This window comes from Metabacillus sp. KJ11-3, assembly GCF_055808295.1.
The window spans coordinates 1,354,788-1,377,573 of the sequence record NZ_CM147865.1; the positions used below are offsets into that span (position 1 = coordinate 1,354,788).

Annotated in this window: 26 protein-coding genes and 1 pseudogene; 26 read left to right on the forward strand and 1 reads right to left on the reverse strand. The window is 34.9% G+C overall.

Annotated elements, in window-relative coordinates:
* The first annotated feature begins 21 nt into the window (after positions 1 to 21).
* The 10 genes and pseudogenes from AC0L8O_RS07035 to ypjB all read left to right on the forward strand — a co-directional run bounded on the left by AC0L8O_RS07035 (position 22) and on the right by ypjB (position 7,337).
* Positions 22 to 342 carry a hypothetical protein gene (locus tag AC0L8O_RS07035; protein WP_473447102.1) on the forward strand — a complete coding sequence of 107 codons (321 nt, stop codon included), beginning with the start codon at positions 22 to 24 and terminating at the stop codon, positions 340 to 342.
* Positions 342 to 938: a hypothetical protein gene (locus tag AC0L8O_RS07040; protein ID WP_473447103.1), complete on the forward strand. Its 597-nt coding sequence runs from the start codon at positions 342 to 344 to the stop codon at positions 936 to 938. The genes AC0L8O_RS07035 and AC0L8O_RS07040 overlap by 1 nt, the downstream gene beginning before the upstream one ends.
* A 71-nt stretch (positions 939 to 1,009) precedes the next feature.
* Positions 1,010 to 2,278, forward strand: a complete 1,269-nt coding sequence (locus AC0L8O_RS07045; protein ID WP_473447104.1) for a tetratricopeptide repeat protein — start codon at positions 1,010 to 1,012, stop codon at positions 2,276 to 2,278.
* 81 nt (positions 2,279 to 2,359) lie between these two features.
* Entirely contained in the window at positions 2,360 to 2,905 is a 546-nt protein-coding gene (locus AC0L8O_RS07050; protein ID WP_216774194.1) for a ReoY family proteolytic degradation factor, read from the forward strand.
* 194 nt (positions 2,906 to 3,099) lie between these two features.
* Positions 3,100 to 3,555: a YpiF family protein gene (locus AC0L8O_RS07055; RefSeq protein ID WP_473447105.1), complete on the forward strand. Its 456-nt coding sequence runs from the start codon at positions 3,100 to 3,102 to the stop codon at positions 3,553 to 3,555.
* Between the two features lie 140 nt (positions 3,556 to 3,695).
* Positions 3,696 to 4,202 (forward strand): Rieske (2Fe-2S) protein, encoded by a 507-nt coding sequence (locus AC0L8O_RS07060; RefSeq protein WP_026560196.1) that lies wholly within the window; start codon positions 3,696 to 3,698, stop codon positions 4,200 to 4,202.
* A gap of 5 nt (positions 4,203 to 4,207) precedes the next feature.
* Positions 4,208 to 4,882, forward strand: a complete 675-nt coding sequence (gene qcrB, locus AC0L8O_RS07065) for a menaquinol-cytochrome c reductase cytochrome b subunit (RefSeq protein WP_026560195.1) — start codon at positions 4,208 to 4,210, stop codon at positions 4,880 to 4,882.
* Positions 4,883 to 4,949: 67 nt separating this feature from the next.
* Positions 4,950 to 5,717 (forward strand): c-type cytochrome, encoded by a 768-nt coding sequence (locus AC0L8O_RS07070; RefSeq protein ID WP_473447107.1) that lies wholly within the window; start codon positions 4,950 to 4,952, stop codon positions 5,715 to 5,717.
* Positions 5,718 to 5,814: 97 nt separating this feature from the next.
* Positions 5,815 to 6,407, forward strand: a pseudogene (gene lhaT, locus AC0L8O_RS07075) (lipoprotein heptaprenylglyceryl N-acetyltransferase LhaT).
* Between the two features lie 132 nt (positions 6,408 to 6,539).
* Positions 6,540 to 7,337 carry a sporulation protein YpjB gene (gene ypjB, locus AC0L8O_RS07080; protein ID WP_473447108.1) on the forward strand — a complete coding sequence of 266 codons (798 nt, stop codon included), beginning with the start codon at positions 6,540 to 6,542 and terminating at the stop codon, positions 7,335 to 7,337.
* A gap of 48 nt (positions 7,338 to 7,385) precedes the next feature.
* Here the strand turns inward: ypjB and AC0L8O_RS07085 are convergent, their stop codons facing one another.
* Positions 7,386 to 8,258: a YitT family protein gene (locus AC0L8O_RS07085; RefSeq protein WP_473447109.1), complete on the reverse strand. Its 873-nt coding sequence runs from the start codon at positions 8,256 to 8,258 to the stop codon at positions 7,386 to 7,388.
* A gap of 159 nt (positions 8,259 to 8,417) precedes the next feature.
* On the opposite strand from AC0L8O_RS07085, the gene AC0L8O_RS07090 reads away from it, so the two are divergent.
* From AC0L8O_RS07090 to AC0L8O_RS07165, 16 genes are all read left to right on the forward strand, one after another.
* Positions 8,418 to 8,732, forward strand: a complete 315-nt coding sequence (locus AC0L8O_RS07090) for a nucleotide pyrophosphohydrolase (RefSeq protein ID WP_473448737.1) — start codon at positions 8,418 to 8,420, stop codon at positions 8,730 to 8,732.
* A gap of 13 nt (positions 8,733 to 8,745) precedes the next feature.
* Positions 8,746 to 9,543, forward strand: a complete 798-nt coding sequence (gene dapB / locus AC0L8O_RS07095; RefSeq protein WP_473447112.1) for a 4-hydroxy-tetrahydrodipicolinate reductase — start codon at positions 8,746 to 8,748, stop codon at positions 9,541 to 9,543.
* A 20-nt stretch (positions 9,544 to 9,563) separates the two neighbouring features.
* Positions 9,564 to 9,974: a methylglyoxal synthase gene (mgsA, locus tag AC0L8O_RS07100; protein WP_473447113.1), complete on the forward strand. Its 411-nt coding sequence runs from the start codon at positions 9,564 to 9,566 to the stop codon at positions 9,972 to 9,974.
* A 51-nt stretch (positions 9,975 to 10,025) separates the two neighbouring features.
* On the forward strand, positions 10,026 to 10,736 hold the full coding sequence (bshB1, locus tag AC0L8O_RS07105; RefSeq protein ID WP_473447114.1) for a bacillithiol biosynthesis deacetylase BshB1: 711 nt from the start codon (positions 10,026 to 10,028) through the stop codon (positions 10,734 to 10,736).
* Positions 10,736 to 11,890 (forward strand): N-acetyl-alpha-D-glucosaminyl L-malate synthase BshA, encoded by a 1,155-nt coding sequence (bshA, locus tag AC0L8O_RS07110; protein WP_473447115.1) that lies wholly within the window; start codon positions 10,736 to 10,738, stop codon positions 11,888 to 11,890. The genes bshB1 and bshA overlap by 1 nt, the downstream gene beginning before the upstream one ends.
* Positions 11,874 to 13,091, forward strand: coding sequence for a CCA tRNA nucleotidyltransferase (locus AC0L8O_RS07115; protein ID WP_473447116.1), 1,218 nt, complete (start codon positions 11,874 to 11,876; stop codon positions 13,089 to 13,091). The genes bshA and AC0L8O_RS07115 overlap by 17 nt, the downstream gene beginning before the upstream one ends.
* Positions 13,061 to 14,041, forward strand: coding sequence for a biotin--[acetyl-CoA-carboxylase] ligase (locus AC0L8O_RS07120; protein ID WP_473447117.1), 981 nt, complete (start codon positions 13,061 to 13,063; stop codon positions 14,039 to 14,041). The genes AC0L8O_RS07115 and AC0L8O_RS07120 overlap by 31 nt, the downstream gene beginning before the upstream one ends.
* A gap of 399 nt (positions 14,042 to 14,440) precedes the next feature.
* Complete coding sequence (panB, locus tag AC0L8O_RS07125; protein WP_473447119.1) at positions 14,441 to 15,280, forward strand: 3-methyl-2-oxobutanoate hydroxymethyltransferase; 840 nt, start codon at positions 14,441 to 14,443, stop codon at positions 15,278 to 15,280.
* The gene (panC, locus tag AC0L8O_RS07130; protein ID WP_473447120.1) at positions 15,277 to 16,119 is read left to right on the forward strand and encodes a pantoate--beta-alanine ligase; all 843 of its coding nucleotides are present in this window, start codon (positions 15,277 to 15,279) and stop codon (positions 16,117 to 16,119) included. Before panB ends, panC begins: the two co-directional genes overlap by 4 nt.
* A gap of 53 nt (positions 16,120 to 16,172) precedes the next feature.
* Positions 16,173 to 16,556: an aspartate 1-decarboxylase gene (panD, locus tag AC0L8O_RS07135; protein WP_026560181.1), complete on the forward strand. Its 384-nt coding sequence runs from the start codon at positions 16,173 to 16,175 to the stop codon at positions 16,554 to 16,556.
* Positions 16,557 to 16,793: 237 nt separating this feature from the next.
* Positions 16,794 to 18,449, forward strand: coding sequence for an exonuclease domain-containing protein (locus AC0L8O_RS07140; protein WP_473447122.1), 1,656 nt, complete (start codon positions 16,794 to 16,796; stop codon positions 18,447 to 18,449).
* A gap of 86 nt (positions 18,450 to 18,535) precedes the next feature.
* A complete protein-coding gene (locus tag AC0L8O_RS07145) occupies positions 18,536 to 19,600 on the forward strand; it encodes a helicase C-terminal domain-containing protein (RefSeq protein WP_473447123.1) in 1,065 nt (354 codons plus the stop codon).
* 229 nt (positions 19,601 to 19,829) lie between these two features.
* Positions 19,830 to 20,000, forward strand: a complete 171-nt coding sequence (locus AC0L8O_RS07150; RefSeq protein ID WP_078432809.1) for a YpmA family protein — start codon at positions 19,830 to 19,832, stop codon at positions 19,998 to 20,000.
* Positions 20,001 to 20,014: 14 nt separating this feature from the next.
* Complete coding sequence (locus tag AC0L8O_RS07155) at positions 20,015 to 20,512, forward strand: cell wall elongation regulator TseB-like domain-containing protein (protein ID WP_473447124.1); 498 nt, start codon at positions 20,015 to 20,017, stop codon at positions 20,510 to 20,512.
* Between the two features lie 125 nt (positions 20,513 to 20,637).
* Positions 20,638 to 21,930, forward strand: a complete 1,293-nt coding sequence (gene asnS, locus AC0L8O_RS07160) for an asparagine--tRNA ligase (RefSeq protein WP_026560178.1) — start codon at positions 20,638 to 20,640, stop codon at positions 21,928 to 21,930.
* A gap of 137 nt (positions 21,931 to 22,067) precedes the next feature.
* Entirely contained in the window at positions 22,068 to 22,772 is a 705-nt protein-coding gene (locus AC0L8O_RS07165) for a DnaD domain-containing protein (RefSeq protein WP_473447125.1), read from the forward strand.
* The last annotated feature ends 14 nt before the right edge of the window (positions 22,773 to 22,786 follow it).

Below are 22,786 nucleotides of genomic sequence, written 5' to 3' on the forward strand. Positions count from 1 at the left end.
TGAAAGGAGGGGACTTAAGATATGTGTTATATTATGGACAAAGTCGGTATACTGAAGAGTGATCGTATTGACCAGACTTCACTACTAGTAAACCAAAATAAGATTGAATTTATGCGGCAGTCGATGGATAATATCAAGTTTATGAGGATGGATTTAAGTTCGTACCTGATTACCCCTGGCTATGTTATGCTCGATTTTTCTCTTCATTCATTACTTCCTTTTCAAGACTTTAAACAACAAATCATACGGTATATAAAAAAGGGCTGTACTTCTCTTTTAACTGTTGTCGATATTAAGTATGAAAAAGAGTTAGAATCAAATTTAAAAAAAGAAGGCATTTAATGATTAATTCCCCGGTTGATTATTATATGGCGATTAAACTATCGCTAAAAAGTTTAAATCAAACAGTACTGAGAAAATGCAAGCAACAACAAGTTTCAATTGTTTTTATTGAAATAAACAGAGATGATAGACTGGATTTAACTTCTTGGGGTTGGATAAGAGATGCGATGTTTTCAAATCCGATAACTCTTATTCCATTCACGAGTGATGAGTCGTTGTCTCCATTTAAAAAAAATAGACTCTTACAGGAATGGAACCGGATCGTTAGAGAGCATCGAATTTCCTCAGTGTATGAATTTCTAGAAGAAGGAACACCTCTTTCAAAAGAAATACTTATGAAATTAGGTATTTATCCGGTTAAAGGAGATATCCGAGTAGGTAGTAAATTGAATTATAACTTGTACAAACTAGAGGAACTTAAATACCATATAGACGGGAAACCAATTATTCAACATAATGAAATCTCACCTACCTTTACTTCTCATAATGGTAAGCTTATAAATAGTAATGGTGATATTTTATTTCTTCCTGGAAAAGGAGAGGAATGTTTTATTTCCATTTCAGGTCGTTTTATACCACTATCAGCTTCATTTTGATGTATGATATAGACAGAATATAATATAGCTAGAGAACATAAAACCAGTGATGGTTAAGGAAAGGATCGTTTATGTTTAATCAAGTCTTAAATGAAGCAATAAACCTCGTAAATAAAGGAGAAACAGAAGAAGGACTGACTCTTTTAGATAACATAACACCTACATTACATGATGAAGAAAAGCTTCAAATAGCAGATCAGTATTATCAGTGGGGTATAATTGATAAAGCACATGAAATAATTGAAGAACTTCATTTCCTATACCCTGATGAGATTCAAATCACTTTATTTTTAGCAGAGCTTAAGATTGATTTGGAAAATGAAGAAGAAGCGATAGAACTTTTAAACATGGTTTCTAAAGAACATGAATCATATCCACACGCTTTACTCTTATTAGCAGACTTATATCAAATGCAGGGTTTGCCAGAGGTGAGTGAGCAAAAATTAAAAGAGGCCAAAGAAATATTACCCCAGGAACCGGTACTTGACTTTGCATTAGGGGAGCTCTATTTCCATCAAGCACAATATAATCATGCTATATCATATTACAAGGGACTTTTAGAAGAACATGACCTGATCTCCGGTGTTAATTTGCATCAAAGATTGGCAGAATGCTTAAGTGCAAATGGACAATTTGAAGAAGCGCTTGATCATTATAAGCAAACAATTGAGTCTCAAGAAGATGCTGATACACTGTTTGGTTATGGATTTACTGCGTACCAAGGGGGATTCTACAAAACAGCTATTCAACAATTCCTAACCTTAAAAGAAGCCGATCCCTACTATACCTCCCTTTATTTATACTTAGCAAAGGCTTATGAACAAGAAGGTCTTTTAGAAGAAAGTCTTGAGACGGTTCAAGAAGGAATAAAGGTAGATGAATACAATAAGGACTTATACTTATTTGGTGGAAAGATAGCGATAAAAGTTGGGCAAATTCCAACTGCAGAAAATTTATTACGTGAGTCCCTGGCAATAGATCCTGGTCATATCGAAGCTGCGATAACCTTATCCCATGTTTTCCTGCAGGATGAACGATATGATGATGTGGTTGATCTTATAACTGAAATTAAAAGATATGGTGAAGATGATCCGCAATTTGAATGGAATTTAGCCAGAGCTCATCATCAAAAAGAAGAATATACACAGGCATTAAAACATTATGACCTTGCATATACTTTTTTCAAGGATCAACGAGATTTCTTACATGAATACGGTTATTTCTTGTTAGAAGAAGGAAGAAGGCAGAAGGCGAAGGAAGTTTTTCAAGAAATCCTTAAACAAGACCCATCAAATGTCGAAATCGATGAGATTTTGCTACAATTAGAAGATGAATTTTAATGGAAAAGAGAAGGATTTTATTTTTATTTTGTGGAATTATCAAAGTAAGAATATACTCGATATTGCAGAGGAGGGAATAGTATGGTGGCCCCTGTATCTGTCCATGAAAAGAAAGACTTCATCAGGTGGTTTCTAAACCATTATCAATTAAAAAGAAGAGAATGCGTATGGATATTAAATTATTTAATGAGTCATGACACTCTAATGGAAAAGGTACATTTTGTGGAGCAGGCTCAATATTGTCCAAGAGGAATTATTATGTCCACGCATTGTGTTGAAGAAGTTCCATTCCGCTTTTATAAAGAAAATGTGATGACGACAGATGCTGAGAAATCTTTTCACGATATTAGACTAAATAAAGACGAAGAGCTTTTTATTCAGCTTAATTTCAGGTCAGCTTATCAGTCACCACAATATGCTGCAGTTCTCGAATCAAATCCTTTCATGCCGGAACATTTGAATGAAAATGAAAAAGATAAAGAAATAGCAGAACAAATTCTTGAATACTCTATCCAGCGTTTTCAAAAAGAAAAGCTTCTACATTTAATTGATCAAGCACTTGACCAACAAGATAAAGAAATGTTTCAAACGTTAACACATCAATTAAAGCAATTAAAAGAAAAATAATTCATATAGGTAACTCATTTAGAGTAATCACCTGGACAAAGAATGTTGATGTCCAGTGAGTGATTGGCTTAAAGTGAGTTACCCTTTTTAGTTTAAAACATGTTTCAAGCTACATACTTTACTAATTATTTAACAATATTTCGTACAAGCTTTATAATAACAATATAAAAAATGCCAATAGGGAGTTGTGGATAATGAAGTGGGTTTCAAATGATGTGGACTTATATAATCAAACGAAGGAATATATTGATACGGCGGTTGTACCGCTGACGGCTATTTCAGTCGATTCAGATTTTAAGAACACCGTGTCAAAAGGAGAATTTATCAATTTGGTTAGTATGGACCTTGAAAGACAGTTGAAGGGGAGAGTTTTTCTTTTTCCAACGTATTCTTACTTAAAAAAATCAGAAAATGTGATTGAAAATTTAATAGAGTGGAAAACTGAATTACAAAAAGAATTTAAACATGTAGTCTTCTTAACGAGTGATACGGAATTAAAGGAAGAAAAGAATGAACAATTGGAGGGAAAACTAATTTGGCTTCCAACAATACCTCTTGAGAATATGGATGAAAGCTTAAAAAGAAAGCTGTTACAAGATCAAGTCGAACAAATTTTGAACATTTTATTACAATCTTGGAACAAATCATAAAAACCTTTTCATTTCCAGGATTAGAAAACAGGATTTTATTGACCTCATGGAAAGATTGATATATCATGAGTATGTCCTAGTTTTATATATCATTTCCGTATGTCCGTAACGGACAGAGCTTAAGATAGAGGGGGAAAATGATGAGCGAGAAAAAACATCGAGTTTCTAGACGTCAATTCTTGAACTATACGCTTACCGGTGTAGGCGGTTTCATGGCAGCAGGTATGCTAATGCCAATGGTTCGCTTTGCACTTGACCCTGTGCTCCGACCAGCAGAGGAAACCGATTTGGTTCAAGTAGTAAAGGTTGACGAAATCACTGAAGAACCTCAACGCTTTGACTTTAAAATCAAACAAAAAGATGCTTGGTATGAATCAGAAGAAACAAAATCAGCTTGGGTTTTTAAGGAAGGCGATAAAATTACAGCCCTTTCACCAATCTGTAAGCATCTTGGATGTACAGTAGGATGGAATAATGATCCAGGAAATCCGAACAAATTTTTCTGTCCATGTCATTATGGATTATATGAAAAAGATGGTAAAAATGTTCCTGGTACACCGCCTCTTGCACCACTTGATGTTTATGTACATGAAGTGAAAGATGGCTATTTATTCTTAGGTAAAGCGAAACCACGAGGGGAGGCGTAATCAAATTGCTTAACAAAATTTATGATTGGGTTGACGAACGGTTAGATATTACGCCTATGTGGCGCGATATTGCTGACCATGAAGTTCCAGAGCACGTAAACCCTGCACATCATTTTTCTGCCTTTGTATACTGCTTTGGCGGATTAACATTCTTTGTTACTGTTATCCAAGTTCTTTCTGGTATGTTTTTAACAATGTATTATGTACCGGACATCAAAAATGCTTGGGAATCAGTTTTTTATCTTCAAAATGAAGTAGCTTTCGGACAAATTGTTCGTGGTATGCACCACTGGGGAGCCAGTCTGGTTATTGTCATGATGTTCCTACATACACTTCGTGTCTTTTTCCAAGGGGCATATAAAAAACCTCGTGAATTAAACTGGGTAGTTGGTGTACTTATTTTCTTTGTTATGCTTGGACTCGGTTTAACAGGTTATTTATTACCATGGGATATGAAAGCATTATTTGCTACAAAAGTTACTCTGCAAATTGCGGAATCTGTTCCATTAATTGGACCAACAGTTAAGACATTGTTATCAGGACACCCGGATATTGTAGGTGCTCAAACACTTACCCGTTTCTTTGCTATCCATGTCTTTTTCTTACCGGCTGCATTATTCGGTCTAATGGCAGCTCACTTTATTATGATACGTAAGCAAGGTATTTCTGGTCCACTATAAGAAGAAATATGATGAATCAGTGTAATTTTATTTTTATCGGAAACCACCTTAGTAAGGAGGGGAAATCATGCATCGCGGAAAAGGTATGAAATTTGTCGGTGACTCTCGTATTTCAGCCGAGAGAAAACCTAACATTCCGAAGGATTATTCGGAATACCCTGGGAAAACAGAAGCATTCTGGCCGAACTTCCTCCTCAAGGAGTGGTTAGTTGGTGCTGTTTTCTTAATCGGATTTTTATGTTTAACCATAGCGCATCCATCACCACTTGAGCGTGTAGCAGATCCAACGGATGCTGGCTATATTCCATTACCAGACTGGTACTTCTTATTCTTATACCAATTGTTAAAATATTCGTTTGCATCTGGTCCATATACAGTAATCGGAGCAATCGTTATTCCGGGACTTGCATTTGGTGCATTAATGTTAGCACCATTCTTGGATAGAGGGCCTGAACGTCGCCCTGCTAAGCGACCTGTTGCAGTGGGTATGATGATTCTTGGTGTTGCGGCAACATTCTTCTTAACTTGGGAATCAGTTGCAACACACGACTGGGAAGCAGCAGCTGAACAGGGGAAAATACAAGCTGAAGCAGATATTGATAAAGAATCTGAAGGATATGCTATCTACCAGGAGCAAGGCTGTATTTCATGTCATGGTGATAACCTTGAAGGAGGAGCTGCCGGTAAAGCTCTTGTAGACAATGGTTTAGAGCCTGATGCTATTGCAGATATTGCTAAGAATGGTCAAGGCAGTATGCCTGCTGGAGTATTTAAAGGTACTGACGAGGAATTAAAAGTACTTTCAGAGTTTATCTCTGGTGTGACTTCAAAATAAAAGCTGACATTTGTCAGCTTTTTTTGATAAAAATAATATAATATGATGTAGGAAATTAGCGACGATCAAAAAATACTAAGGTTGGTGTGTGGAATTAATGAGAGTATTCCAATATCTATTAGGACAGAGGCCAATCATATTTGTTATGTTCATCATTAATTTGTTTGGTACGATTTACGGATATTATTGGTACAGATATCAATTGGCAGAAACACCTGCTCATTTTTATATATTTGTTCCAGATAGTCCAACAGCAAGTCTTTTTTTACGATTGTATTATTTGCTTTTTTATTTAAGCGAAATTTACCAATTATTGAAGCTTTAGCAATTGTTACGTTATTTAAATACGGTATTTGGGCTGTTATTATGAATCTGCTTGTATTAGCGGTAAATGGTACTTTGCCTTGGGAAGGGTATATGCTTATTGCTTCTCATTTCGGCATGGCTGTTCAGGGGTTATTGTATGCCTCATATTACCGGTTTAAAGCATGGCATTTGATTGTCGCTGCAATTTGGACTTTACATAATGATGTCATAGACTATGTCTTTGAAATGATGCCCCGCTATAGTGTTTTAATGGATTACCTAAATGAAATCGGCTATATGACATTCTGGTTAAGTTTACTATCTATTGGAATTGCTTACTATTTAGTGATAAAAAATCAACTAAAGCAACTCGAAATTACCTAGCGCTTTTACTGCTAGGTTTCTTTAAGTAATCTACAGGATAAACAAAAAAATTACAGACATCCAAGCTAAATTGTTGGTCTAACCTTGTCCCAATGAACATACTTTTTAATAGATGTTCTAGGGGGGACAAGGATGAAGAAATTATTAGTCGTCATTATATTTAGTATGTTGCTTCTACATATAAAACCAGCATTTGCAGATGAATCGTACGACTGGAAATCACTTAATGAGATAGCTGATACGGCCCTGCAACTGGCAAAGCAGGAACGGTTTAACGAGTCTGTCCAACTACTAGAGTACTTTGCTGTCAAATTTGAAGAAATACCATTTGACAGACAAGTACTATCACTCGATCATTACCGGACTCTTTCCAATACCCATCAAAATGCACACGAGCTTTTATCAGACGATAAAGTAAGTACAACCGAAAAGGTAAGATCTTTAACAAAATTTCGTTTAGTGGTAGATGCAATGGTATCTGAGCATCAACCATTATGGAGCTCAATGGAAACATCCATCATGGAGACTTTCTCTCAAATGAAAAGCGATGTACAAGAAGGAGATAATCAATCCTTTCAACAAGATTTTAATGAGTTTCTTGCACTTTATGAAGTTATATATCCCAGTATTCAAGTGGATCTGGATACCCAACGCATAAAACGTATGGATGAACATATTTCTGTTGTGGAAAATCAACTTTTTCAAGAAATACCGGAAACGAGTCAAACAAAACAATTAGCTGTGATGGAAGAGGAATTAAAAGCAATTTTTGAAAGAGTCAAAGAGGATGAAGCAGATCCATCATTATTATGGGTTATGATCTCAACAGGAAGTATTATCTTATTAGCATTATCTTACTCTGGTTTTAGAAAGTATCGAGGAGAAAAAGAAAAGCTTGTAAAACGTGAAAAAGACAATAGTAAAGAATAAAGTATTACCAAAAAGAGAGTGACTTTTTTATCACTCTCTTTTAGCATGTTACCTTGATAAGGGTTTTTTATTTTCGTCTAAGGTAAAACCTTCACCTAACACATCATGAACATCACTCACCGCAACAAATGCATGAGGATCTACAGACGTAATAACATTTTTCAAACGAACAATTTCATTTTTTCCAACAACACAGTATAGGACATTTCGATCTTGTTTGGAATAAGATCCTTGCCCTTTTAAAATGGTAACTCCACGATCCATTTCCTTCATTATTTTAGCAGATATTTCATCAGGAAGATTTGAAATAATCGTTGCACCTTTTGCAGCATAAGCACCCTCCTGCATAAAGTCGATTACTCTTGCTCCAACAAAAACAGCTACAAGTGTATACATAGCTTCTTTATAAGAAAGGTATGCTACCCAAGATATCGTGATCACGCATAAATCAAATAAAAACATTGTTTTTCCCATGCTCCAACCAATATATCGATGAGTCAACCTGGCAATGATATCTACACCACCAGTCGTTCCTCCGTACCGGAAAATTGTTCCAAGGCCAATTCCGATTGAAACACCTGCAAATAGTGCGGCCAAAGTAAGGTCATCTTTTAATGGCATTTGGATTTGGTATCTCTGAAATATCCATAAATATAAAGAAAGACTAACTGTTCCAATAATTGTGTAAACAAAAGAAGTCTTCCCAAGTACCCGCCAACCGATTATGAAAAGTGGGATGTTTAAGATCAGGTTAGATATGGATGGGTCGATATGAAAAAGAAAATAAAGCAAAAGTGTTATACCGGTAAATCCGCCTTCTGCCAGGTTGTTCTGAATGTTAAAATGAACAAGACCAAAACCGAAAATACCTGAACCAATCAAAATAAATACGATGTTTTTTATCCTAAGATCTTGCAACATGTTCCACCTCCGCTAATACATTACAGCGTAAATATTATAGTTGATAGAATGTCAAGGTGCAAATTTTGAGAAATTCATGACGAAATAATTGTAAATTAATGATGATTTAGCTAACATTGAATAGAAAAGAATGAGGTGATAAAAGTGGAGAATAAATCTATGAAGGACCTTCAAAAAGAAGTAGATGATTACATAGGTCAATTTAAGGAAGGTTATTTTTCACCATTAGCCATGATGGCTAGAATTACTGAAGAAGTTGGAGAATTAGCAAGAGAAATAAATCACTCCTATGGTGAAAAAACGAAAAAAACATCGGAAGAAGAGAAAAAGATTGAGGAAGAGATTGGGGATGTATTATTTGTCCTGATTTGCCTTGCTAACTCTTTACAAATAGATTTGGAACAAGCCCATAATCTAGTTATGGAAAAATTCAATACTAGAGATAAGGACCGTTGGACAAGAAAAGAAAATTAAAGGAGATTTAATTATGTCAGAAATTAAGATTGTTATTGCTGGTGCACGTGGGAGAATGGGCAGTGAAGCTGTAAAACTTGTAGAAGACACAAAACATTTTCAACTAGTAGCAGTTGTCGATCATAAATACGAAGGAATGAGACTTAATCAAATTGAAGGGTTTAATGCAGATGTTCCGGTTTATACAGATATAGAGAAATGTTTTTTTGAGACAAACCCCGATGTATTAATTGATTTAACTACGCCTGAAATTGGGAAGGTACATACAAAAAAAGCGTTACTGCATGGCGTACGCCCGGTTGTTGGTACAACTGGTTTTTCTGAAGCAGATTTAAAGGAGCTTCAACAACTAACAGAAGAAAAAGGGATTGGGGCGATTATTGCTCCTAACTTTGCAATCGGCGCTATTTTGATGATGAAATTTTCACAAATGGCTGCGAAGTACTTTCAAGATGTTGAGATAATAGAACAACATCATGATCGAAAATTAGATGCTCCATCAGGAACTGGTTTAAAAACAGCGGAAATGATTTCTGTAGTAAGAGAAGAAAAACAACAAGGCCATCCTAATGAACACGAAATCTTACCTGGTGCTCGAGGGGCGAATATGAATGGTATTCGTATTCATAGTGTTCGCCTTCCAGGTTTAATTGCTCATCAGGAAGTTCTTTTTGGAGGCGATGGTCAAACATTAAAGATTCGTCACGACTCCTATAACCGTGCTTCATTTATGTCTGGAGTTAAATTAGCTGTAGAAAATGTTATGAATGTAGATTTGTTAGTATATGGATTAGAAAATATTATTGAATAACAGATAAAGGGGAAATGTTCATGAAAATTGCATTAATAGCACACGATAAAAAGAAAAACGATCTTGTTCAATTTGTGATGGCTTACCAACCGATTTTTACGGAGCACCAACTGTTTGCTACAGGTACCACAGGTTTTCGTATTAATGAGGCTACTGGCTTACCTGTTCATCGTTTTCAATCAGGCCCTCTTGGAGGAGATCAAGAAATAGGGGCTTTGATCGCCAAAAATGAAATGGACATGGTTATTTTCTTTAGAGATCCTTTAACAGCACAACCACATGAACCGGATATTACGGCATTAATACGTCTTTGTGATGTTTATTCAATACCACTAGCAACAAATATGGGGACAGCGGAGATATTAGTACGTGGATTGGATCGAGGAGATTTCCAATGGCGTAATATCATTCATGAAAAGAAAGAAAAATAAACTTTATCGGATGTATTAAAAGAATTTATACTATGTTACGAGGAGAGGAAAATGAGTAATCAATTGGATTTCCTTGCGATTGGTGCCCATCCTGATGATGTCGAAATCGGGATGGGGGGAACGATTGCGAAGTATACTCAAAAAGGAATAAAGATAGGGATCTGTGATTTAACTAAGGCTGAATTATCGTCAAATGGCACAGTTTTAACTAGACAAAAAGAGGCAAAACATGCTGGTGAAATTTTGGGTATTACAAAGAGAATTCAGCTATCGATTCCAGATCGGGGTCTCTTTTTATCAGATTCTTCCATAAAAGAAATTGTTGAAATTATTAGAACATACAAACCACGAATAGTCTTCGCTCCTTATTATAAAGATCGTCATCCAGATCATGGGAATTGTTCGAGACTGGTTGAAGAAGCGGTTTTTTCAGCAGGAATCAAAAATTATCAAGACAGTCAGGGGTTACCTGCCCATCGTGTTCAACATGTGTATTTTTATATGATTAACGGTTTTCATAAACCGAATTTTGTTATTGATATATCTGAGACTATCGAGATCAAACTAAAAAGTTTACGCGCATATGATAGTCAATTTGAAAAAGTAGATGGTTCAGAAGATACACCTTTAACAAATGGATATATCGAAGCTGTAGAAAGTAGAGAACGAATTTATGGAAAAGAGGTTGGTGTCATGTTTGCTGAGGGATTTTTATCAAGGAAGCCAATCCTACTTTCTAATGATTTGATAGGTGATGTATAATGAAAAAGAAACTTAAAATTGGAATAACATGTTATCCATCTGTTGGAGGTTCAGGTGTTGTAGCAACAGAGCTTGGAAAGTTATTAGCCGAAAAAGGACACGAAGTACATTTTATTACCTCAAGTCTTCCTTTTCGATTAAATAAAATATATTGTAATATTACATTTCATGAAGTAGAGGTTAATCAATATTCAGTCTTTAAATATCCACCATATGATTTAGCGTTAGCTAGTAAAATGGCGGAAGTTGCAAACAGAGAGGATTTAGACCTGCTTCATGTCCATTATGCTATTCCTCATGCAATTTGTGCATATTTAGCTAAACAAATGGTGAAAAAAGATTTAAAAATAGTAACAACATTACATGGTACCGATATTACGGTGCTCGGATACGATCAATCACTGGCTGATATGATTCGATTTGGGATTGAATCCTCAGATCAAGTTACGGCAGTATCAAATGCATTGGTTAATCAAACATATGATTTGTTGAGTCCTGATAAAAAAATTGAAACAGTCTACAACTTTATCGATGATCGTGTTTATTATAAACAGGATGCCATGCATTTGAAGAAAGAGTACAAAATTGAAGAAGATGAAAAGGTTATTATCCACGTATCAAACTTTAGAAAAGTAAAAAGGGTTCAAGATGTTGTTTACGCTTTCCAAAAAATACATAGAAAAGTAAAGTCGAAGCTTCTGCTGGTTGGAGACGGTCCTGAAATGACATATGTGAATAGACTAGTACGAGAATTAGGCCTTGTCGAACATGTATTATTTCTTGGTAAACAAGACAGTTTAGAAGAACTTTACTCAATCAGTGATTTAATTTTATTATTATCAGAAAAGGAAAGCTTTGGCTTGGTGCTCTTGGAAGCTATGGCGTGTGGTGTCCCTTGTATCGGGACAAATGCAGGTGGAATACCTGAAGTAATCCTTGAAGGTGAAACAGGATACCTATGTGATGTAGGTGATATTGAGACCATTGCTATTAGAGCAATTCAAATATTATCTGATCAGGATTTACATAGCAGAATGGCAGAAAGCGCGACAACGCTTGCTAAGGAACGTTTTCATTCTGATAAAATTGTTTCTCAATATGAATCTATTTACTATGAGTTACTAGAAGGTGTGAAAATTGGAGACTCCATTTGATGAAGCCAAACCGATTTTAGAAAAACTACATCAATCAGGCTTTGAGGCCTATTTTGTTGGTGGTGCAGTCCGTGATTTCTTATTAGGAAGAGAAATTGGAGATGTAGATATCGCGACCTCCGCTAAACCAGAAGATATTAAACATATCTTCCCTAAAACGATAGATGTTGGAGCAGAGCATGGCACGATAATTGTTATGCATGAAAAAGAGCAGTATGAAGTCACGACATATAGGGCGGAGTCAGGATACGAAGATTTCAGGCGTCCAACCAATGTCCAATTTATCACCTCATTAAAAGAGGATTTACGTAGAAGAGATTTCACCATTAATGCGATGGCTATGAACATTAATGGTGAAGTTTTTGATTATTTTCACGGAAAAGATCATATGAAACAAAAGTTGATTCATACAGTAGATTCGCCCAAAGAAAGATTTAATGAGGATGCCTTAAGAATGTTGAGAGCTCTTCGATTTGTAAGTCAATTGCATTTCACTTTGTCTTTAGAAACAGAAGAAGCAATCAAACATCATGTTCATTTACTTGACGCAATCTCAGTTGAAAGAAAGACAACTGAAATAGAGAAGTTGTTAAAAGGTGTTAATGTTAAATCAGCTTTACATCTTGTTATTCAATGCAAGGTATATAACTATTTACCAGGTTTTGTTGGAGGAAAAGCGATGTTAGAGAAGCTTTCCTCCTTTCCATTTAAATACCTTACTACAAGGGAAGAACTTTGGACTGTATTAACATATTATATAAGCCCTTCTGCAGTTGAAATTTTCTTAAGAAAATGGAAACTATCAAATAAATTAATAAGATCTGTTCAACAAAATCTTTCCTTTCTTACTTTACAATTGAAAAATCAAGAATGGACAGATTTATTATTATATGAGGCTGGTCTTGGTACAGCAATTGCTGTTGAAAGGATCCGGTCTATTTTACTAAATTCTCAACAAATAAATGAAAATGTAAATAAATTGAAAGATGCTTTTAATCATTTACCTATCAAAACAAAAAGAGAAATAGCCGTTAATGGTCATGATTTAATTCAATGGATGAATAAAGAACCAGGTCCTTGGGTCGCACAAGTAATGGATGAAATTGAAAAAGTAATTTTGTTGAAGAGAATAGATAATAAAAAATCAGAAATAAAGGAGTGGCTATTAACATGCAGTCAGGACTTCGATCAAAATTATTAGAAGCCTTTTCAAATGCAGAAGGCGGTTTTGTATCAGGTCAAAAACTTAGCGAATATATTGGCTGCTCTAGAACAGCAGTATGGAAGCATATAGAGGACCTTAGAAAAGACGGATACGAATTAGAAGCAGTAAGAAGATTGGGCTATCGAATAACAAAAAAGCCAAATAAAATTAGTGGGAATGAAATTAAAATTGGACTTAAGACTACGAAAATGGGGCATCATGTTCATTTCGAAGAAACCGTATCATCTACTCAAAAAATAGCTCAAACATTAGCTAATGAAGGAGCTGAGGAAGGAACCATTGTAGTTGCAGAGCAACAAACAAATGGTAGAGGGAGAATGGCGAGACAATGGTATTCTCCCAGCGGGACAGGGATTTGGATGAGTCTTATTATCAGACCAAATATAGCTGTTCAAGCGACTCCGCAGTTGACACTTTTAACGGCAGTAGCCATTGTACAAGCTATTGAGGAGATTACACCACTAAAGCCTGATATAAAATGGCCAAATGACATTTTAATTAATGGAAAAAAGCTGGTTGGTATTTTAACAGAATTACAGGCAGAAGCCGATAGGGTTCATTCGATCATAATTGGAACTGGAATAAATGTAAATCAATCCATAACTGATTTTCCAGAGGAGCTGCATCATGTTGCAACATCCATTCATTTAGAAACTGATAAACAATGGGATCGAGCCCAATTGATTCAAGAGATACTCTTGAAATTTGAGAACCTCTACTCACTTTATTTAGCACAAGGTTTTAGACCAATTAAATTACTTTGGGAAGGCTATGCTGTTAGCTTACAAAAACCAATTACGGCAAGAACAATAAATGGCACTGTTGAGGGTAAAGCGATTGGGATAAATGATGCTGGCGTTTTATTAATTCAAACAAGTGACGGTTCGGTAAAGCAGATTTATTCAGCAGATATTGAACTCCAGTAATATAAAAAATGAATGAATCACAATGGTGTTTAGCAAGGTTTTCTGCTATACTTTTCTATGGGTAGTATCTAAATTAGAACTACACCGTTAAAAGAAAAATATTGAGTAATAACTGCTTGTTATCAAGTAATAATAAGAATAAAAATCTCGTTAATTTAACCTGCCTTGATCCATGAATGGACTAGGACAGAGGGATGAATCTGACTATAAAAACTTTTAATCCTTCTATCTTTGTTGAAGGATTTTTATTTTAATTTAATCAATTGACGCGATATGGGAACAAATTTTTCACCAAATATTCAGGTCATTCATCTTCTCTCCTTAGTTTTTCTTTTAATGTACTACCCAACAATACTGTAAAAGTCAGAAGTTTCACATCTATTGACTGGGAGGGAAAACATGAAAACAAGACAAGATTTTATGAAAATGAAAGAAAGAAATGAGCCAATTACCATGTTGACAGCATATGATTTTCCTAGTGCTAAGCAAGCTGAACTTGCAGGAATTGATATGATTCTTGTAGGAGATTCACTGGGGATGGTTGTACTTGGTTATGACTCTACAATCCCGGTAACTGTTAATGATATGATTCATCATACAAAAGCTGTTAAACGTGGTGCAAAGGACACTTTTGTTGTAACAGATATGCCGTTTATGTCTTACCATCTTTCAAAGGATGAAACAATGAAAAATGCGGCTAGAATTATGCAGGAAGGTGGGGCGGATGCTGTTAAATTGGAAGGAGCTGATGGTGTAACTTCTGTTATCGAAGCGCTTACTTTTGGAGGGATTCCAGTTATTTCCCACTTAGGTTTGACACCACAATCAGTTAATGTACTCGGTGGATATAAAGTGCAAGGAAAAGATGCGGAAGCAGCAAAAAAACTAATGGATGATGCAAAAAGATGCCAGGAAGCAGGTGCGATTGCTCTCGTATTAGAGTGTGTTCCGCAACAATTAGCTGAAGAGATTACAAAATTACTAACAATCCCTACTATCGGGATTGGTGCTGGACGTCAAACAGATGGTCAAGTTTTGGTGTACCATGATTTAATAGGCTACGGATCTGGATATGTCCCGAAATTTGTTAAACAATACGTTTCAATCTCTGAGACAGTTCAAACCTCAATTAGTCACTATATATCAGATGTTAAAAATAGATCATTTCCTGAAGAAAAACACTCTTTTAATATGAAAGAGGAAGTATTGCACAGCTTGTATGGGGGAATAAGTAAATGATTGTTGTTGAAACAAAACAAGATCTTAAAGATAAATTAGATAGCTATCAAAGTCATCAAACTATTGGTTTTGTACCTACAATGGGCTTTTTACATGAAGGACATGTAAAGCTTATTGAAGAAGCAAGGGAGGCAAACGATATTGTAGTTTTGAGTATTTTTGTTAATCCTTTGCAGTTTGGTCCTAATGAGGATTTTGACTCATATCCAAGAGACGCAGAACGCGATGAAGCGATTGCTAAACAAGCGGGTGTCGATGTGTTGTTTAGACCCCAAGTAGATGAAATGTATCCCGAGAAACCTTCATATACAGTTTCCGTTCGAAATCGCGTAAATGTTCTATGTGGAAAATCCAGGAATGGGCATTTTGACGGAGTAGCAACTGTACTTACAAAGCTATTTCATTTAGTACAGCCTAATCGCGCTTACTTTGGAATGAAAGATGCACAGCAGGTTGCTGTTATTGATGGATTAATCAACGAATTACATTTTCCAATTGAATTAATACCTGTTTCGACAGTTAGAGAGGAAGGTGGCTTAGCAAAAAGTTCTCGCAATGTTTATTTAAATGAAGAAGAACGATCACAGGCACCTATCTTATATAAAAGCTTAAAAATAGCAGAGGAAACGATTTTAAATGGAGAGCGAAATAAACAGGCAATCATTGAGCAAGTTTCATCATTAATTAAAACAAAAACTTCCGGTATAATTGATTATATTGAAATTTTATCGTATCCCGAGCTTAAGGAACTAGAGGTAATTCACGGTAAAATCATTATTGCCTTAGCAGTTAAGTTTACAAATGCAAGACTAATTGATAATATAACGATTGAAATTTAATGAAAACTACAATCATGACAATATAGATAAAAAATTGTTTGGGGGAAAAATGGATGTTTCGTACAATGTTGAATGCTAAAATTCATCGTGCACGAGTAACAGAAGCAAATTTAAACTATGTTGGCAGTATAACCATTGACCAAGATATTATTGATGCAGTAGGTATGCTTCCAAATGAAAAGGTACAAATAGTGAACAATAACAACGGTGCCCGCCTTGAAACCTATATCATACCCGGAGAAAGAGGCAGCGGGGTAGTATGTCTTAATGGGGCAGCAGCAAGACTTGTTCAAGAAGGTGATGTTGTCATCATCTTAACTTATACAATGATAGCTGAAGAGAATATTTCTACCCACCAGCCCAAAATAGCCATCATGGATGAGAATAATAAAATTGTTGAAATCTTAGGGCAGGAACCAGCTGCTACAATCCTATAAAGGTAAATGACCTACCTTATAAAAGACTCTTTCGAACAGAAACCTTAGAAAAAGTCTTTTATAGATAGGTCTTATTTATTGTTTACATCATTTTATAGATAAGCCGCCCTTTACATTTTTGAAAAGTTATTCAAAACTCCTTCAGATTAGGGTAAACTATTACAACAGGCAATGAGAAAAAGATACTTCGGTGAATATTATTCGGTGAAGCTTTTTGAAATAATAGAGGTGTTTAATTTGAAAGTACAACGTTATGTTGTTATTGACTTAGAAACGACAGGGAATTCTCCTAAAAAGGGAGATAGAATTATACAAATTGCGGCTGTTGTCATTGAGAATAATCAGGTTGTTGATCGATATATGAGCTTTGTAAATCCATTACAAAGCATTCCTTTATTTATTGAACATTTAACAGGTATAACAAACGAAATGGTTAAGCATGCACCAACATTTGATGAAATTGTAAAGGATATTCATACATTACTCAAGGACTCGTATTTTATAGCACATAATGTGTATTTTGACTTATCATTTTTACAGGAAGAATTTATGAGATGCGGTTATCAATTTTCAGGACCGGTAATAGATACAGTGGAATTATCAAGAATGGCATTTCCAACTGAGAAAAGTTATAAACTCTCGGATCTTAGTGAAGAGTTCAAAATGGATCACGAAAACCCCCATCGCGCTGATAGTGATGCCGAAGCCACAGCCTTGCTGTTTTTACATATTATAAAAAAATTAACTGAGTTACCAATTATCACACTCCAACAGCTTTCAAAGCTGTCAAGGTCATTTATTAGTGATATGGAAGAAGTATTGGAACAGATCATTTCAGAAAAATTAGTGAATTTAGAACAACAAATACATCCTGAAATTGAGATTGTAAGAACATTGGCATTGAGAAAAAGAATGAAAGCAAATGAAGCATCATCGACTTCTACTTTCTCAAAAGAACAATTTTTGGACTTCTTTTCGAATAAAAATGATGAGATAAAAAGAGCATTCCCTTTATTTCATGAAAGGGTAGGCCAGATAAAAATAATCGAAGAAATCATTGAGGCCTTCTTAACTCATCAACATGTATTAATTGAAGCTGCAACAGGAATCGGAAAAACGTTGGCTTACCTGGTCTCAGCCATCTTTTATTCTTTACAAGAATCAAGACCCATTGTTATTAGTACGTATACGAATAACTTGCAGATGCAAATAATGGAGCAGGAAATTCCCGTTTTAAAGAAGCTTTTACCAGTACCTTTTTCAGCAACACTTTTAAAAGGCCAAAGTCATTATTTATGCTTGCAAAAATTTGAACAATCGTTAAATGATTCTGATGATAATTATGACTATATATTAACTAAAGCCCAAATATTAATTTGGTTAACAGAAACTGTTAGCGGAGACTTGGATGAATTAAATTTACCTTCTGGCGGTAAAACAATATGGGATAATCTACATGTTGATCAATCATCATTTTTAAACAACCCTTTTCAAATGGTTTGTTTTTATCAACAAGCAAAGGAAAAGGCTTTGTCCGCAAATTTAATTATTACGAATCATGCTATGTTATTATCAGACTTATCCCGTGAGCAAAAGATTTTACCAACGTACCAGGAAGTAATCATTGATGAAGCACATCACTTTCACCATGTAGCAACCGAACAGCTGGGTGTAAGATTTCATTATTTAGATCTGCATCACTTGATACATAACCTTGGAAATACACATTCAACAGGACTATTAAAGAAATTTGTGAAAGTTCAAAATGAGCATAAATTCTCAGCCTCATTTTATAAAATTGACGATTTACTTATTCAGTTACAAGAAGAAAATCATCAATTTTTTGCAGGGTTGCATTCATATGTATTAAAAAAGAAAAAGATAGCCCCTTAAACCGAGCATCCTATCGATATCTTCCAAATAAGGAGAATAACCGAACTTGGGAATCATTATTAGAGGTAGCTAAAAGACTTCAATTCATGATGAAAGATATCATTCATTTAATGGGAAAAGAAAGTCAGGGAATTGATGAATCTTATATAAAGTCTAAGCCTATTAAGGAAAAATTAGTTCTTGAAGATTTTAAGCAAAGCATTTTATTGTTAGAAACGTATAAAAATTACTTAGACTTTTTATTTTTTGAACATAATGATTTAGTCGTAAGGTGGATTGAAATAGATACTAAAGGTGCGAAAAATGCTGTGTCTATTTATGCACAACCTATAGAAGTAAACGATTATTTAGCAGATGAATTTTTTTCACACATTCAAAGTGCAATTTTAACATCAGCAACATTAACAATAAAAAAATCGTTTACATACATGTTGCAAACTATAGGCCTGTCAGATTTTTATCCAAAGCAGTTACGAATAGAAACGCCATTTAACTATGAAAATCAAGTTAAAATGTTTATTCCTAGTGATATGCCAAATGTGAATGATGTTACACTTGAGGAGTATTCAGAAGCAATTGCTGTACATATAAGTACTGTTTCACAGATAACAGAAGGTAAATTGCTTGTGTTGTTTACCTCTTATGAAATGTTAAGAAAAACATATGCAATGTTAAAAGAAGATGTAACTCTAGAAGATTTTGTTATCATGGGACAGGGTACAGGAAGTGGAAGCCGCAGTAAGTTAACCAAAAACTTCCGTCAGTTTGATAAAGCCATTTTATTAGGAACAAGCAGTTTTTGGGAAGGTGTTGATTTTCCCGGTAATCAACTAAAAGCCCTAATGATTGTGCGTCTTCCGTTTGCCTCTCCAGATGAACCAACTGTTGCAGCTACATGTCATCATTTAGAAAATAAAGGAATGAACTCTTTTTACCACTATTCACTTCCGGAGGCTATTTTAAGATTTAAACAAGGATTTGGAAGATTAATTCGAAATGAAAAGGATAAGGGGATTTTGTTTATATTAGATAATCGGATCCTTTCGACTAAATATGGAAGAGATTTTATAACATCTATTCCAAAATTAGAAATTGAACATAAACCAATGCACCTTTTAACACATGCAATCGATGATTGGATTAATGAGTAGCATGTTATTGTGTCTTTACACATGGATTCTTTCTAATAAAAAAATGGCTGATAAAAAGTATCAGCCATATAAAATGTGGTGTGAGTTAGGAGAAAATTATGTTCATGTACATGTTTTCACTTTATAATTAATCAATATACAACAAAATATAGGTTGTTGTAATGTTATTGTGTCCAGAGGTAACTGACATATAAGTTACAATATTTGTGTTTCACAGGAGGAATATAACATGGAAAGTAAAATTGAAATTGTTTCAACGGTCACTGTAGATCATTCGGATGATCTATATAAAATTGTTGACTTATTAAATAGAACATTGAAAAGAAATGATTTAATGTTTGGTCTTGCACTGGATCAAGAAGACAAATCTAAAGCAGTATTTACAATATACCGTACATAAGGATGTAAAATACAATGGAGAAAAAAATTGTTATACCATTAATCATCTTGGTAATTCTTATCATATCCGGAATTTGGATTTTAACATCAAGTTATTTAACTGCAAGAGGGCAGTACGAGGATGGACATGAACAATCCAAGCAGTTTGCTATGGAAGAAGCAAACCTTAAAAACATCAGCAAAATTAACACATTTAGTGCAGATCAAAAATACCATGTCATTACAGCCACAAACAATGAAAATGAACAGGTATATGGATGGATTTCAAATATTGAAAAAGAAAGAAAAATGATAGTAAAGAAAAAATCATCTGGAATAACAAAAAATGAGGCATTGGAAAGTGTAAATGAAGAGCATAATCCCTCAGAAATTATTAGTGTCCAGCTTGGTATGGATGAGGGAATACCAATTTGGGAAGTAAAATATCAAGATGAATCAGATCGATATACATTTGATTATGTTAACTTTTATGATGGGAAAATCATCAAGCATATGGCTTTAAAAAAATCGTAGAATCTAAATTATCCGAAAGTTTCGCCTTATCTCCGTTATATTGCGGCACTTCAGAAAAAAACGTATAATAATACGATGGAAAGTACATAAAAGAGATATACATCGCGCTTGATGGAGGGAATAAAGTGAAAACAACAATTGCAGAAGTTGGAAAATATGTTGGACAAGAGGTAACAATTGGAGTTTGGCTTGCAAATAAGCGCTCCAGTGGTAAAATTGCATTCCTTCAACTTAGAGATGGGACAGGATTTATCCAAGGTGTTGTCGTAAAGGCAGAAGTAGAGGAAGAAATATTTAATAAAGCAAAAGCAATTACCCAAGAAACTTCTTTATATATATCAGGAATAGTTAGAGAAGATGAGCGTTCTCCGTTTGGTTATGAACTCGGAATCACAAATATTAAAGTGATTACGGAATCTGTAGATTATCCGATAACACCAAAGGAACATGGAACTGAATTTTTAATGGACCACCGTCATTTGTGGCTTCGTTCAAAACGTCAGCATGCTGTAATGAAAATAAGAAATGAAATCATCCGTTCCACATATGAGTTCTTCAATAATGAAGGGTTTGTAAAAGTAGATCCACCTATTTTAACGGGAAGTGCTCCGGAAGGTACTTCTGAGTTATTCCATACCAAATACTTTGATGAGGATGCATACCTCTCTCAAAGTGGACAGCTTTATATGGAAGCAGCAGCAATGGCGTTAGGAAAAGTTTTCTCTTTTGGTCCGACTTTCAGAGCTGAAAAGTCCAAAACACGTCGTCATTTAATTGAATTTTGGATGATTGAACCAGAAATGGCCTTTTATGAATTTGAGGATAATCTTAAAGTTCAAGAAGAATATGTATCGTTTATCATTCAAAATGTTTTAGAAAATTGTTCCCTTGAACTAAATACTTTAGGAAGAGATGTAGCTAAATTAGAAAAAATTAAAGCTCCATTCCCTAGAATTACTTATGATGAAGCGATTAAGTTCCTTCATGAAAAAGGGTTTACTGAAATTAAATGGGGCGATGATTTTGGCGCACCACATGAAACGGCAATTGCAGAGAGTTATGAAAAACCGGTGTTTATTACACATTATCCTACTAGCCTAAAGCCGTTTTATATGCAACCTGATCCAAACCGTGAAGATGTGGTATTATGTGCAGATTTAATTGCACCTGAAGGTTATGGAGAAATCATAGGCGGTTCAGAGCGTATTCACAATGCCGAGCTACTTAAACAGCGAATTGATGAACACAAGCTGGATGAACAAGCATATGATTGGTATCTTCAATTAAGAAAATATGGATCTGTTCCACACTCAGGATTTGGACTGGGTCTGGAAAGAACGGTTGCATGGTTAAGTGGTGTAGAGCATGTTCGTGAAACCATTCCATTCCCGCGTTTATTAAATCGACTTTATCCGTAATATTAAGAAAACTGACTCCTAATGTGGGTCAGTTTTTCATTTTTCATTTTCCTTAATTGGCAATATCAACCGAAGCTTATTATATACAATGTGAGGAATTGTCATGGTATACTACCATAAGGTAAGGGGTGTTTTTAATGAATAAAGAGCAATTTATTGATCTACAAGAAACAGGAAACATATCTGTTCCGGTTATTTTATTAAATTACTATGCAAAGTTAGGTTTAAACGAACAAGAACTTATTTTGCTTCTTCAAGTAAAAAAATTTAAAGAATCCGGAAATCAATTTCCTACTCCAACAGAACTCTCAGAGCATATGTTCATTTCAACCGGAGAGTGTACCGGAATCCTCAGAAACTTAATTCAAAAAGGTTTTTTAATGATAGAAGAACATCAACATGAGTCTATTCTTTTTGAGCATTACTCATTAAAGCCGTTATGGGATAAGCTTTATACTTTTCTAATAAATGAAAGCAACCGTAAAATTCAAGAGGAAAACAAAAAAGAGGACGAAAGCTTATATACTGTTTTTGAGAGTGAATTTGGTCGTCCGCTTTCTCCTTTTGAATGTGAAACACTGTCTATCTGGATTGATCAAGAAGATTATGACCCTGTTATTATTAAAGCAGCGTTAAGAGAAGCAGTTATGTCAGCAAAGCTTAATTTTCGGTATATAGACCGGATTCTTTTTGAATGGAAGAAAAACGGTATTAGGACGATAGATCAGGCTCGTAATCATTCCAAAAAATTTCGTCAACATCAAGGAAACCAGGGAAATATGCCAGATCAGCAAGAGGAGTATCAAAGAAAGGTCCCTTTTTATAACTGGCTTGAAAATTAAAGAAGTAGTTTATA

Bases quoted from the DNA above. Each gene is read 5' to 3' on its own strand.
- AC0L8O_RS07120 (WP_473447117.1), top strand. From the start codon at position 13,061: ATGCAGTCAGGACTTCGATCAAAATTATTAGAAGCCTTTTCAAATGCA.
- panD (WP_026560181.1), top strand. From the start codon at position 16,173: ATGTTTCGTACAATGTTGAATGCTAAAATTCATCGTGCACGAGTAACA.
- AC0L8O_RS07150 (WP_078432809.1), top strand. From the start codon at position 19,830: ATGGAAAGTAAAATTGAAATTGTTTCAACGGTCACTGTAGATCATTCG.
- AC0L8O_RS07085 (WP_473447109.1), bottom strand. From the start codon at position 8,258: ATGTTGCAAGATCTTAGGATAAAAAACATCGTATTTATTTTGATTGGT.
- dapB (WP_473447112.1), top strand. From the start codon at position 8,746: ATGTCAGAAATTAAGATTGTTATTGCTGGTGCACGTGGGAGAATGGGC.
- AC0L8O_RS07050 (WP_216774194.1), top strand. From the start codon at position 2,360: ATGGTGGCCCCTGTATCTGTCCATGAAAAGAAAGACTTCATCAGGTGG.
- ypjB (WP_473447108.1), top strand. From the start codon at position 6,540: ATGAAGAAATTATTAGTCGTCATTATATTTAGTATGTTGCTTCTACAT.
- AC0L8O_RS07060 (WP_026560196.1), top strand. From the start codon at position 3,696: ATGAGCGAGAAAAAACATCGAGTTTCTAGACGTCAATTCTTGAACTAT.
- AC0L8O_RS07045 (WP_473447104.1), top strand. From the start codon at position 1,010: ATGTTTAATCAAGTCTTAAATGAAGCAATAAACCTCGTAAATAAAGGA.
- AC0L8O_RS07035 (WP_473447102.1), top strand. From the start codon at position 22: ATGTGTTATATTATGGACAAAGTCGGTATACTGAAGAGTGATCGTATT.
- AC0L8O_RS07165 (WP_473447125.1), top strand. From the start codon at position 22,068: ATGAATAAAGAGCAATTTATTGATCTACAAGAAACAGGAAACATATCT.
- AC0L8O_RS07070 (WP_473447107.1), top strand. From the start codon at position 4,950: ATGCATCGCGGAAAAGGTATGAAATTTGTCGGTGACTCTCGTATTTCA.
- panB (WP_473447119.1), top strand. From the start codon at position 14,441: ATGAAAACAAGACAAGATTTTATGAAAATGAAAGAAAGAAATGAGCCA.
- bshB1 (WP_473447114.1), top strand. From the start codon at position 10,026: ATGAGTAATCAATTGGATTTCCTTGCGATTGGTGCCCATCCTGATGAT.
- mgsA (WP_473447113.1), top strand. From the start codon at position 9,564: ATGAAAATTGCATTAATAGCACACGATAAAAAGAAAAACGATCTTGTT.
- bshA (WP_473447115.1), top strand. From the start codon at position 10,736: ATGAAAAAGAAACTTAAAATTGGAATAACATGTTATCCATCTGTTGGA.
- AC0L8O_RS07090 (WP_473448737.1), top strand. From the start codon at position 8,418: ATGAAGGACCTTCAAAAAGAAGTAGATGATTACATAGGTCAATTTAAG.
- AC0L8O_RS07040 (WP_473447103.1), top strand. From the start codon at position 342: ATGATTAATTCCCCGGTTGATTATTATATGGCGATTAAACTATCGCTA.
- AC0L8O_RS07145 (WP_473447123.1), top strand. From the start codon at position 18,536: ATGATGAAAGATATCATTCATTTAATGGGAAAAGAAAGTCAGGGAATT.
- AC0L8O_RS07155 (WP_473447124.1), top strand. From the start codon at position 20,015: ATGGAGAAAAAAATTGTTATACCATTAATCATCTTGGTAATTCTTATC.
- AC0L8O_RS07055 (WP_473447105.1), top strand. From the start codon at position 3,100: ATGAAGTGGGTTTCAAATGATGTGGACTTATATAATCAAACGAAGGAA.
- panC (WP_473447120.1), top strand. From the start codon at position 15,277: ATGATTGTTGTTGAAACAAAACAAGATCTTAAAGATAAATTAGATAGC.